The following is an 11,957-nucleotide window of genomic DNA, read 5'->3' as shown; positions in this document are numbered from 1 at the left end:
GAACCACGCGATCAGCACGGACACGAGTACCAGCAGAATTTCGAAGGTAAGCACCACGTCTCGGAGTCTAATCCCACCGCCGGGATCCGGTGAAAACGACCCCGGGAAAAATGCGCCGACCTACGAGAACGGCCCCGGGATCATTAATCCCGGGGCCGTTCTTGATGTTTCGCTTACTTGGCGACGGTGACGTCCACGTTGTGGATGCCGTTGCCCTCCGGCGACACCTCGGTGGTGCCGTTGCCGGACGCCGACAGCGCGCGGATGGTCCACGAGCCCGGCGCGGCGAAGAAGCGGAAGTCGCCGGTGCCCGAGGCCACGACCTCGGCGGTGAAGTCGCCGTTGCCGTCCAGCAGGCGGACGAACGCGCCACCGACGGTCTGGCCGTCAGCGGTCAGGACGCGGCCGGTGATGACCGTCTCCTTCTCGACGTCGACGCCGGCCGGGATGGCCTGTCCCTGGGTAGGTGCTGCACACATATTGATTACGCTCCCAACTCGATCGGTGCACCGACGAGGGAACCGTATTCGGTCCAGGACCCGTCGTAGTTCTTGACGTTCTGGTGGCCCAGCAGCTCCTGCAGCACGAACCAGGTGTGCGAGGAACGCTCGCCGATGCGGCAGTACGCGATGGTCTGCTTCTCGCCGTCCAGACCGGCCTCCTTGTAGAGCTCCGCCAGCTCGGCGTCGCTCTTGAAGGTGCCGTCCTCGTTCGCGGCCTTGGACCACGGGACGTTGATGGCGCCGGGGATGTGGCCCGGACGCTGCGACTGCTCCTGCGGCAGGTGCGCCGGAGCCAGGATCTTGCCCGAGAACTCGTCGGGCGAACGCACGTCGACCAGGTTCTTGGCGCCGATGGCGTCGATGACCTCGTCACGGAAGGCGCGGATGGACAGGTCCTGCGCGGAGGCCTTGTAGTCGGTGGCCGGGCGCACCTTGATGTCCTTGACCAGCGGGCGGCCGTCCAGCTCCCACTTCTTGCGGCCACCGTCGAGCAGCTTCACGTCCTGGTGGCCGTACAGCTTGAAGTACCAGTAGGCGTAGGCGGCGAACCAGTTGTTGTTGCCGCCGTACAGCACCACGGTGTCGTCGTTGGAGATACCGCGCTCGGACAGCAGAGCCGAGAACTGCTCCTGGTTCACGAAGTCGCGGCGGACCTGGTCCTGCAGGTCCTTCTTCCAGTCGAGACGCACGGCGCCCTCGATGTGCCCCAGGTCGTAGGCCGAGGTGTCCTCGTCCACCTCGACCAGGACGACGCCCGGGGTGTTCAGGTTCTCTTCGACCCAGTCTGCGGAGACCAGGACATCGGAGCGAGCCATGTTGTTCCTTTCGGTGCGGTGCCGTGTTCAGGCGTTGCGTTCGTGTGGCTGAGTAATAGGGATGGTCAGGGGCGGAGTCGGGCGACCAGCGGATAGATCTGGCAACCCAGGCAGATGCCGAACGCCGCGTTCAGGAAGGCCGCGAACAACGCGAATCCGGCGAAGATGGAGCCCGCCACCGTGCTGCCGGCCGCGAAGCCGATCACGCCCAGCACCGCGAAGACCAGACCCACCAGCTGCGCGAACCGCAGCGGGGCAACGGGTTCCAGCTCGGTCGGCGCGCCGTTGCGCGGCGCGACCAGGGCGGCGTAGATCCGGCCGTACGGGCTGCGCTTGGGGCCGTTGGCCGCGCCCAGGCCGAAGACCACGGCCTGCGCGGCCAGCAGCACGGCGGCCGCGGGGGCCGAGACGGAAGCGAGAATCAGGACCAGGGTGAGCACCGCGGTGGTGATCCAGGCCGCGAACCGGGGACCCCGGACATCGACCTGCTCCACGGGCGGTGCGCTCGTAGTGGTGTTCGACATGGAAGGAAGGACTCCTGCGCTCGAGGATGTATTGGCCAGATCGCCGGAGGATCGACATGATCTCTCAACAGCGGGGGGATACAACCGGTCGGCGACAGAGTTATAGAAAGGCCGACCGGCTAGCGGCACAGGCAGCAACAACCACCGAGCCGGCACAGGTCTACCGTGCGGCGTCGGGTGAGCATCAGCTCGCGGTTGGATTGCACGAGAGGGAGTTTACCCAATTTTCGGGGGAAATTGGACCCGGGGTCCGTAATGCTGGTCACTCATCGGCCGCGGCGATCGTCAACGAGGCCATTGACGTGCGCAGATCCGCGGCCTTCGGAACGCCGGAGATCCGGAAGCGTTCCAATCCTCGAGAATCCAATCCGAAAGTGGTCGGCAGCGAGAGCACGTTCAGCTCCCTGGCGAGCTCCGCGAACTCGTCGATGTCGACCTCCAGATCCAGCGGCGGCAGCTCGGCGGCGGCCAGTTCGGCCACCACGCCCGCGACCACGCGCCGCACGGCCACGCACGGGCCGCACCAGTCGGCGGAGAAGTGCAGGACGGTCGGCCGGCCCGGGACGACCCCGGCCGCGGCCAGCAGGGTGGCCCGGGTGGATTCCGGTTCGTGCCGCGGCGCGGCGGCGCGCTCGCGCACCCGGCCCTCGTTGCGGCGCAGCAGCAGGCCCACCGCGACCGCCGCGACCAGCATGACCGTCAGGACTCCGAGGGCGATCATTTCTGTAGCCGATCCAGGTCGACGGTCACGGCGCGACCGGTGCCCTCCACCACGATCTGCCCGGCATTGGCCTCCACCGAGGTCGGGGCGATGCCGAACGGCATATTGCGGGTGTCGATGGTGTGGGTGAAGCGGGCCAGGATGGCGGGCTTGTCCTGCTCGGAGATCACGGTCCGATCCTGTTCGGGCAGCACCGAATCGGAGTCGGCCTGCAGATCGCGCCCGGCGATCGAGATCGCGGTGATGCGCACCTCGGCGCCCTCGAGTCGCAGTTCGGCCAGCACGTGGACCTTCTTCTTGGTGACCTTCTGCGCGGTGTCCGCACGCGAATCGGTGACCGCGACGGTGTCGGCGTTCGGGCCGATCGGCACCGTGCCTTCCAGGATGATGATGCCCGTGGTGCTGGGCCCGGTGCCGGCGGCATTGCCGGAGCCGTCGGACTTGTCGGTGGGCGGGCCGAAGACCTGGAGGTCCGGAATCTTGAACAGTCGTCCGAGCTCATTGGGTTCGATGCGCATGCGGGCCTGCACCTCGTCGACCGGGACCTGCGCCACCTCGCCGTCGACCAGTTGACGCATGGGCAGGCGGACGCCCTTCAGATTGGCCTCGACCATGATCTTGCCCGGAATGTCGGGTCGCATGGCGCGGGCGCGGATGTCCATATTGATGTACTCACCGCCCAGCGCCTGGGCCACGAACGGGTGGCGAGGCGACTCGTGGAAGGTGATCTCCGGATCGGCGCTCAGATCCGAACCGGTCCGCAGCAGCCGCGAGACGCGGTACTCGGAGTAGGCCGCGACCCCGAAATCGAGCAGCACGACCAGCCCTGCCAGGCAGAGCAATCCGATGAGCAGCCTCCGGAAACGCATAGCTGCACACTAATAGGGTGCCGTCGCCGATCCGCTTCGGATCCACCTACGGGAGTCCGTTCAGGAAGGGGCGGACGCTGGTGATTCGCGCCGTCAACCCGCCCGTGGTGGCAGCGGGGGGCAAATACGAGACACCACAGGCTAATGTAGGCAGCGATTACCTGTGATGACCTGCATGGGGTAGTGGCCGACAGCGCGGTAGCCACACACATGCCAGATGGGATGGAGGGCCCCCATGGAGCTGCTCCTGCTGACCTCCGACCCCAACCCCGAGGCGGTGCTGCCGTCACTGGCGTTGCTGCCGCATCATGTGCGGCCGGCTCCGACGGAGGTGGCGTCCCTGCTCGAGGCGGGATCCGCCGACGTGGCGCTGGTGGACGCGCGTACCGATCTGGCCGCCGCGCGCGGCCTGTGTCGTTTGCTGGGGAGCACCGGCTCGTCGGTGCCGGTGGTGGCCGTGCTGACCGAGGGCGGTCTGGTCGCGGTGAACGCCGACTGGGGGCTGGACGACATCCTGCTACCCGGTACCGGGCCCGCCGAACTGGACGCCCGGCTGCGACTCTTGGTGGCGCGCAACGGCGGCGTGGCCAGCCCGGAGAACACCGGCAAGATCACCCTCGGTGAGCTGGTCATCGACGAGGGCACCTACACCGCACGACTGCGCGGCCGCCCGCTGGACCTGACCTACAAGGAGTTCGAGCTCCTCAAGTACCTGGCGCAGCACGCCGGTCGGGTGTTCACCCGTGCCCAGTTGCTCCAGGAGGTCTGGGGCTACGACTTCTTCGGCGGCACCCGCACCGTGGACGTGCACGTGCGACGACTGCGCGCCAAGCTCGGCAGCGAGTACGAGTCGCTGATCGGCACCGTGCGCAATGTCGGATACAAGGCGGTGCGCCCGGCGCGCACCCCGGGCAAGGGCGACGCGGTCACCTTCCCCGACTCCGACGGCACCGACGACTCCGAACTGACCTCGGCGAACGGCGCGATCTGATGACCTCCTGGACCGACCGGCCCGATTCCGAGACGGCCGGGCAGGTGCGGGCGCTGCTGGAGCGGGCCACCGCGGCCGACGGCGTGGCCCCGGTGTCGGAGCAGGCGGTGCTCTCGCTGGCCGGAACTGATTCGCCCGCAAGACATCTGGTGGACATCCGGGACGGCGCCGTCGTGGGGTACGCGAACCTCGTGCCCGCGCACGACGAGCACCCGGCGATGGCGGAGGTGGCGGTCGATCCGGCGGCCCGCGGCCGGGGTATCGGCGCAGGTCTGGTGGCTGCCGCGCTCGAGGCCGGGGGCCCGGGCGCGCGCGTGTGGGCGCACGGTGACCTGCCGCCCGCGCGGGCGGTGGCGGCCCGACTGGGTCTGTCCGTTTCGCGTGAATTGTGGCAAATGCGAAGAGAGCTGGCTAATTCAGAGCTACCCGAGCTGGCGGTGCCCGCCGAGCTCGAACTGCGCACCTACGCCGGGCCTTCCGACGACGCCGAACTCCTCCGTGTGAACGCCTCGGCCTTCTCCTGGCATCCCGAACAGGGCGGCTGGAACCAACGCGATATCGACGCCCGCCGCGCCGAATCCTGGTTCGACCCGAAGGGTCTGTTCATCGCCGTGGATCCGGCCCACCCGGACCGCATTCTCGGATTCCACTGGACCAAGGCGCATTCCGACGAGACGCCGCCGATCGGCGAGGTCTACGTGGTCGGCATCGACCCCGACGCGCAGGGGCGCGGTCTCGGCCGGTTGCTCACCCTGGCGGGTCTGCACTACCTGAAGGACCGCGGCCTGGACGCCGTCCTGCTCTACACCGAGGGTGACAACACCGCGGCCGTGCACACCTACACCCGGCTCGGATTCAGTCGATTCCATATCGACGTCGCCTACTCCAGCGTGTCCTGAATTACGCTCGGCAACGGTGCGGCTAATGTCACACGCGGTGCGCCGCAATCAGGGTGGGTTGTTCATCTCCCGTTCACCTGCCCTGGTCTAACTGTCAACCAGCCGCCCTTACGTTGCAAGTGGGCCGCAGACCGCTGCCCGGTGCGCTAGTTCGCAGCGAACAGCCGCCAAACGCGCCCGTCCGACCGTTGAGGGGTTGGACGTGCAAGTGATTCCCCCGGAGGAATTGGTGAATCTCAAGCGCAGCAGCGCCCTGCTCGGTGTGTTGGCCGCGGCCGGCGCCCTGACCCTGTCGGCCTGTGGCAGTGACAACAACGCCACCGGCGGCGGCGCCAAGATCGATGTCGCCTGTGGCGGCAAGACCTCGCTGAAGGCCAGTGGCTCCACCGCGCAGAAGAACGCGATGGACCGTTTCGTCGCCGCGTACCAGACCAACTGCTCGGGCGCGAAGCTCGACTACACCGGTTCGGGCTCGGGCGCCGGCGTCAACGAGTTCATCGGCAACCAGACCGATTTCGCGGGCTCCGACTCGCCGCTGAACGCCGAGAAGGGCGAGACCGACAAGGCCGCCGCTCGTTGCGCCAGCCCCGCCTGGAACCTGCCGGCCGTCTTCGGCCCGATCTCCGTGGCCTACAACCTGCCCGGCATCGAGGACCTGGTCCTGGACCCGCCGACCATCGCCAAGATCTTCTCCGGTGACATCACCGCGTGGAACGACCAGGCGATCCGGGCCCTGAACACCAACAAGGCCGACAAGCTGCCGTCGGACAAGATCGGCGTGATCTTCCGCTCCGACGAGTCGGGCACCACCGACAACTTCCAGAAGTACCTGACCACCGCCGGTGGCTACACCAAGGGCGCCGGCAAGGCGTTCAACGGTGGCGTCGGTGAGGGCGCCAAGGGCTCGGACGGCACCTCGGCCGCGGTCGCGAACACCAAGTTCACCATCACCTACACCGAGTGGTCCTTCGCCAAGGCGCAGAAGCTGTCCTCGGTGCGCGTGCTGACCACCGCCACCTCCAACGACCCGAAGCCGGTCGAGCTGACCGCCGAGTCCGCGGGCAAGGCCGTCGACGCCGCCAAGATCAAGGGCGAGGGCAACGACCTGGTGCTGGACAACAGCTCGATCTACAAGCCCACCGCCGCGGGCGCGTACCCGATCATGCTGGCCACCTACGAGATCGTCTGCTCGAAGTACAGCGACGCCGACACCGCCAAGGCCGTCAAGGCGTTCCTGACCTCCGCGGTCGGCAACGGCCAGACCGGTCTCGCCGAGGCCGGCTACGTGCCGCTGCCGGACGCGTTCAAGACCAAGCTCACCACCGCGATCAACGCCATCTCCTGATCGCCTGATCGAAACACGATGACCGTGCACGACGACATTGCATCCGCGGGTCTGTCCGTTTCGACCGACCCGCGGGAAGACCGTGCCCAACTGCCGGGGGATACTGCGCTCATGCCGACCGAACCCAGCACCACCCCGGCCGCGGGGCGCGCACCCAAGAAGTTCGGCGCGGAGTTCGCTTTCCGCTCGGCGGCCACGGCCGCCGGCGGGATCATCGTCGCCGCCATCGCCCTGATCGCCCTGTTCCTGCTGATCCGGGCGTGGCCCTCGATCATGGCGAACAAGGCGAACTTCTTCACCACCACCGAGTTCAACGTCAAGGACGAGAACAACCTGCGGTTCGGCATCAAGGACCTGTTCATGGTCACGGTGCTGAGTTCGCTGTTCGCCCTTGCCATCGCGGTGCCGATCGGGGTGGGGATCGCGCTGTTCCTGACGCAGTACTCGCCGAAGGCGCTGGCGCGTCCGTTCTCGGTCATCGTGGATCTGCTGGCCGCGGTGCCGTCGATCGTGTTCGGTCTCTGGGGATTCCTGGTCGTGGCCCCCAAGCTGGGGCCCTTCCAGGACTTCCTGAACAAGCACCTGAGCTGGTTGTTCCTCTTCTCCGACGGCAATGTCAGCATTGCCGGCGGCGGCACCATCTTCACCGCGGGCGTGGTGCTCGCGGTGATGATCCTGCCGATCATCACCTCGGTCTCCCGTGAGGTGTTCGGCCTGACCCCGCGCTCGCACATCGAGGCGGCGCAGGCGCTGGGCGCCACCAAGTGGGAGGTCGTGCGCCTCACCGTGCTGCCCTTCGGCCGCTCCGGCGTGATCGCCGGTTCCATGCTCGGCCTGGGCCGCGCGCTCGGTGAGACCATCGCGGTCCTCATCGTGCTGCGCACCTCGACCAAGGCGGGCAGCTGGTCGCTGTTCGACGGCGGCTACACCTTCGCCTCGAAGATCGCCTCCGCGGCTTCGGAATTCAGCTCGAAGCTGCCGACCGGTGCCTACATCGCCGCCGGTTTCGTGTTGTTCGCACTGACGTTCGTCGTCAACGCACTGGCTCGGCTCGCCGCCGGCGGGAAGGTCAACGGATGACCACCACACTCGACAAGCCGATCAAGGCGCCGACCTTCCGGCACGTCAGCCCCGCTCGCCGGATCAAGAACAACATCGCCACCGGCCTGGTCTGGCTGTGCTTCGGCCTCGCGCTGGTGCCGCTGCTGTGGGTGCTGTTCGTGGTGCTGCAGAAGGGCGGGGCCATCGTGGCCTCGGCCGGCTGGTGGACCAAGTCGCAGAACGGCGTGCTGCCCGACCAGCGCACCGGCGGTGTCTATCACGCCATCTACGGCACCATCGTGCAGTCCGGCATCGCCGCGGTGATCGCGGTGCCGCTGGGCATCATGGCCGCGGTCTACCTGGTCGAGTACGGCCGGGGCTGGCTGGCCAAGACCACCACCTTCATGGTCGACATCCTCGCGGGTGTGCCCTCGATCGTGGCCGCCCTCTTCATCTTCGCGCTGTGGATCGCCACCTTCGGCAACCCGCAGAGCGCCTTCGCGGTGTCGCTCGCCCTGGTGCTGCTGATGCTGCCGGTGGTGGTGCGCAGCACCGAGGAAATGCTCAAGCTGGTTCCGGACGAACTGCGTGAGGCGTCCTACGCGCTCGGTATCCCGAAGTGGAAAACCATTGTGCGGATCGTCATTCCGACCGCCGCGCCCGGCATGATCTCCGGCATGCTGCTGGCCGTCGCCCGTGTCATGGGTGAGACCGCGCCGGTGCTGGTGCTGGTGGGTTACTCGAAGGCGATCAACTTCGATGTCTTCAACGGCAATATGGCCTCGCTTCCGCTGCTGATGTACCAGGAGCTGTCGAACCCCGAGCCCGCCGGCCGCGAGCGCATCTGGGGTGCCGCGCTGACCCTGATCCTGATCATCGCGCTGCTGTACCTCGCCGCCGCGGCGGTCAACAAGCTGCTCACGCGGAACCGATAGAAGGAAAGACTGATGGCCAAGCGAATTGACGTCAAAGACCTCAATATCTACTACGGCAAGTTCCATGCGGTCGCCAATGTCGGGCTGACGGTGCTGCCGCGCAGCGTGACCGCCTTCATCGGTCCGTCCGGTTGTGGCAAGTCGACCGTGCTGCGCGCGCTCAACCGCATGCACGAGGTGACCCCGGAGGCCCGCGTCGAGGGCGCGGTGCTGCTCGACGGCGAGGACATCTACGGCGCCACCGTCGACCCGGTCGGCGTGCGCCGCACCATCGGCATGGTGTTCCAGCGGCCGAACCCGTTTCCCACCATGTCGATTCGCGACAATGTGGTGGCCGGGCTGAAGCTGCAGGGCGTGCGCAACAAGGGCCGGCTGGACGAGGTGGCCGAGCAGTCGCTGCGCGGCGCCAACCTCTGGAACGAGGTCAAGGACCGCCTGGACAAGCCGGGCGGCGGCCTCTCCGGTGGTCAGCAGCAGCGTCTGTGCATCGCCCGCGCCATCGCGGTGTCGCCGGACGTGCTGCTCATGGACGAGCCGTGTTCGGCCCTGGACCCCATCTCCACGCTCGCGATCGAGGATCTGATCACCGAGCTGAAGAAGGAGTACACCATCGTCATCGTCACCCACAACATGCAGCAGGCCGCGCGTGTGAGTGACCAGACCGCCTTCTTCAACCTGGAGGCGCAGGGCAAGCCGGGCAAGCTCATCGAAATCGACGAGACCGAGAAGATCTTCTCGAACCCGTCGCAGAAGCAGACCGAGGACTACATCTCGGGTCGCTTCGGATAGTCACAGACCTTCCGGCGTCTTACGGCCCCTGCCCTTGCGGCAGGGGTCGTTTTCTATGCCCTGGATGGTTGTGTGCAACCGTTAGTAACAGTTAGTCTGACGCTCGTTGGTAAACCGATTGGTTTAGTACAAGGAGGTGTCGGATGACCGTCTCAACGGCGAGCCCGAAATCCGGACGGGCCGCGGCGGACCTGCCGCAACGGGCGAAGATCGCGGCGCTGGTCGCCATCTGTCTCGCGGAACTGCTCGTGGTCCTGGACAACACGCTGGTCAACGTGGCCCTGCCGTCCATGGCCGTCCAGCTGAAGGCCGACATGAGCGGCCTGCAATGGATCGTGGACGCGTTCACCCTGGCCTTCTCCGGCCTGCTGCTCGCCATGGGACACCTCGGCGACCGCTACGGGCGACGGCTGTTCATGATCATCGGACTGGGCGGCGTCGCGGTCATGTCCGCGGCGGGCGCGCTGTCCTCCGGACTCGGCCAGGTCATCGCGGCCCGCGCCGGCATGGGCGTGTTCGCGGCCGTGGTCTTCCCGGCCACGCTGGCCCTGCTCACCAATATCTTCACCAAGTCCCGCGAACGCGCCGCCGCCATCGCGCTGTGGACGGCCATGGCCGGGATCGCCGTCGCCATCGGGCCGACCGTGGGCGGCTGGCTGCTCGAGTACTTCTCCTGGCACTCCGTGTTCTGGATCAATGTCCCGGTGGCGCTGGTGGCCATCGGCGCGGTCCTGGCCACCGTGCCGGAATCCCGTGCACCGCACGTGGATCGGCTCGACCGGGTCGGCATCCTGCTCTCCCTGGCCGGGGTGACCGCGCTGGTGTGGTCCATCATCGAGGCCCCCAAACACGGCTGGTTCGCCACCGAAAGCCTTGCGGGCTACCTGCTCTCGGCCGCGCTGCTGGCCGCGTTCGTGGCCTGGGAACTACGCGTGCCCGCACCCGTGCTGAACATGCGCCTGTTCCGCAACCGCCGCTTCGCGCTGCCGTCGCTGGCCATCACCGTGTCCTACTTCTCGGCGTTCGGATTCCTGTTCCTGATCACCCAGTACTTCCAGGGCGTGAAGGAGCTGTCGCCGCTCGAATTCGGCATCCACTCACTGCCTTTCGCGGTGGCGGTCGGCTTCGGCGCGCCCATCGCGACCCTGCTGGCGCAGCGGCTGGGCACCACGGCCATGGTGGTGTCGGGGCTGCTGATCCTGGCGGTCGCCATGTACATCGCGGGCCGGACCACCGTCGACACCCCGTATCTGGGACCGGTGGTGGTGTCCATGATCCTCATGGGCCTGGGATTCGCGGTGGTGCAGGGTCCGGCGACCGAATCCATCATGGGCGCGGTGCCCGTGGAGGAGGCCGGCGCGGGCTCGGCGGTCAACGACACCACGCGGGAGGTGGGCGGAGCGCTCGGTGTGGCCCTGCTGGGGTCGATCATGACCTCGGTGTACGCGGACAGGATCGGCGGCCGGATCGCGGCGATTCCCGCGCAGATCATGAATCCGCAGCAGAAGGAGCTGGCGAGCAATACGCCGATCAGCGTCCTGGAGATCGTGAAGGTCCCGGTGAATCCGCTTGTCGCACCGGCGAAAGCGGATCTGATTCACGCCATGAAGGTCGCGGCCATGCAGGGCGCCGAGGCCGCGTCATACGTCGCGGTCGGCACCCTGGTCGTGTGCGCGGTCATCGTGGCCGCGACCTTGCCATGGCGTCCCGAACGGGGTCGTTCGGTCCTGATGGGCTGGCGTGAGTCCGACGAGGACTAGATCGATTCCTTCTCGGAATCCGGGTCCGGGGGCAGCACGCCGGTGACGAGGAAGACGACGCGGCGGCCGATCTCCACGGCGTGGTCTGCGAAGCGCTCGTAGTAGCGACCCAGCAGCGCCACGTCCACGGCCGCCGCGACACCGAACTGCCAGTCGCGGTCCATGATCAGCGTGAACAGGTGCTTGCGCAGGTCGTCCATCGCCTCGTCGTCGTCGGTGAGCTTGGCGGCCCGCTCGGGATCGCGGGTCTCCAGCACCTCCTTGGCGGTGGCGCCCATCTTGACCGCGACACGGCCCATCTCGGCGAAGTAGCTGTTCACGGCCTCCGGCACGGCGTGGGCAGGGAAGCGGCGCCGGGTCATCTTGGCGACATGCAGGGACAGCACGCCCATCCGGTTCACGTCGGAGACGATCTGGATGGCGCTGACGACCTGCCGCAAATCACCGGCGACCGGGGCCTGCAGCGCGAGCAGCGCGAAGGCCTTCTCCTCGGCCAGGGTGATCATCTCGGCGATCCGGTCGTACTCGCTGATCACCTGCTCCGCGAGCTCGAGATCGGCGGTGAGCAGGGACTGGGTGGCCCGCTCCATCGCCGATCCGGCGAGCCCGGCCATGCCGCCGAGCAGATCGGCGAGCTCGGCCATTTGTTCGTTGTAGATGACACGCATGAGTCAAGACATTAGTGCGCGTCTTTGACCAAGTCACCAACGGTGGGTTAAACGTAGGTTCTGGTCGGTTCCGGCAAAGTCGCCGCAGCTCCGACCG

The 11,957-nt window shown here is 67.2% G+C and carries 13 protein-coding genes; 7 read left to right on the top strand and 6 right to left on the bottom strand.

Annotation, left to right across the window (positions count from 1 at the left end):
- Positions 1 to 173: 173 nt before the first annotated feature.
- From ACFYTS_RS00810 to ACFYTS_RS00790, 5 genes are all read right to left on the bottom strand, one after another.
- Positions 174 to 479 carry a DUF1416 domain-containing protein gene (locus ACFYTS_RS00810; RefSeq protein WP_357282657.1) on the bottom strand — a complete coding sequence of 102 codons (306 nt, stop codon included), beginning with the start codon at positions 477 to 479 and terminating at the stop codon, positions 174 to 176.
- Positions 480 to 484: 5 nt separating this feature from the next.
- Positions 485 to 1,318, bottom strand: coding sequence for a sulfurtransferase (locus tag ACFYTS_RS00805; protein WP_387300424.1), 834 nt, complete (start codon positions 1,316 to 1,318; stop codon positions 485 to 487).
- 65 nt (positions 1,319 to 1,383) lie between these two features.
- Positions 1,384 to 1,842 (bottom strand): DUF4395 domain-containing protein, encoded by a 459-nt coding sequence (locus tag ACFYTS_RS00800; RefSeq protein WP_357282654.1) that lies wholly within the window; start codon positions 1,840 to 1,842, stop codon positions 1,384 to 1,386.
- A gap of 262 nt (positions 1,843 to 2,104) precedes the next feature.
- A complete protein-coding gene (locus ACFYTS_RS00795; RefSeq protein WP_387300422.1) occupies positions 2,105 to 2,563 on the bottom strand; it encodes a thioredoxin family protein in 459 nt (152 codons plus the stop codon).
- Entirely contained in the window at positions 2,560 to 3,432 is an 873-nt protein-coding gene (locus ACFYTS_RS00790; protein WP_357282651.1) for an LmeA family phospholipid-binding protein, read from the bottom strand. Before ACFYTS_RS00790 ends, ACFYTS_RS00795 begins: the two co-directional genes overlap by 4 nt.
- A gap of 235 nt (positions 3,433 to 3,667) precedes the next feature.
- Between ACFYTS_RS00790 and ACFYTS_RS00785 the strand changes: the two genes are divergently transcribed.
- From ACFYTS_RS00785 to ACFYTS_RS00755, 7 genes are all read left to right on the top strand, one after another.
- Positions 3,668 to 4,423, top strand: a complete 756-nt coding sequence (locus tag ACFYTS_RS00785; protein WP_357089585.1) for a response regulator transcription factor — start codon at positions 3,668 to 3,670, stop codon at positions 4,421 to 4,423.
- Positions 4,423 to 5,322: a mycothiol synthase gene (gene mshD / locus ACFYTS_RS00780; protein WP_387300420.1), complete on the top strand. Its 900-nt coding sequence runs from the start codon at positions 4,423 to 4,425 to the stop codon at positions 5,320 to 5,322. The genes ACFYTS_RS00785 and mshD overlap by 1 nt, the downstream gene beginning before the upstream one ends.
- A gap of 229 nt (positions 5,323 to 5,551) precedes the next feature.
- Positions 5,552 to 6,667 (top strand): phosphate ABC transporter substrate-binding protein PstS, encoded by a 1,116-nt coding sequence (pstS, locus tag ACFYTS_RS00775; RefSeq protein WP_357282826.1) that lies wholly within the window; start codon positions 5,552 to 5,554, stop codon positions 6,665 to 6,667.
- A gap of 111 nt (positions 6,668 to 6,778) precedes the next feature.
- Positions 6,779 to 7,747: a phosphate ABC transporter permease subunit PstC gene (gene pstC, locus ACFYTS_RS00770; RefSeq protein WP_357089579.1), complete on the top strand. Its 969-nt coding sequence runs from the start codon at positions 6,779 to 6,781 to the stop codon at positions 7,745 to 7,747.
- A complete protein-coding gene (gene pstA / locus ACFYTS_RS00765) occupies positions 7,744 to 8,643 on the top strand; it encodes a phosphate ABC transporter permease PstA (RefSeq protein ID WP_357282647.1) in 900 nt (299 codons plus the stop codon). Before pstC ends, pstA begins: the two co-directional genes overlap by 4 nt.
- A gap of 12 nt (positions 8,644 to 8,655) precedes the next feature.
- A complete protein-coding gene (gene pstB, locus ACFYTS_RS00760; RefSeq protein WP_357282645.1) occupies positions 8,656 to 9,432 on the top strand; it encodes a phosphate ABC transporter ATP-binding protein PstB in 777 nt (258 codons plus the stop codon).
- A 143-nt stretch (positions 9,433 to 9,575) separates the two neighbouring features.
- Positions 9,576 to 11,192, top strand: coding sequence for an MFS transporter (locus ACFYTS_RS00755; protein WP_387300417.1), 1,617 nt, complete (start codon positions 9,576 to 9,578; stop codon positions 11,190 to 11,192).
- On the opposite strand, the gene phoU is transcribed toward ACFYTS_RS00755, so the two are convergent.
- The gene (phoU, locus tag ACFYTS_RS00750; RefSeq protein ID WP_357282642.1) at positions 11,189 to 11,860 is read right to left on the bottom strand and encodes a phosphate signaling complex protein PhoU; all 672 of its coding nucleotides are present in this window, start codon (positions 11,858 to 11,860) and stop codon (positions 11,189 to 11,191) included. The two genes, ACFYTS_RS00755 and phoU, sit on opposite strands and share 4 nt — an antisense overlap.
- Positions 11,861 to 11,957 lie beyond the last annotated feature (97 nt).

The organism is Nocardia sp. NPDC004151 (assembly GCF_042874235.1).
Classification (GTDB): Bacteria; Actinomycetota; Actinomycetes; order Mycobacteriales; family Mycobacteriaceae; genus Nocardia.
This window is presented reverse-complemented; position numbering and strand designations above follow the sequence as displayed.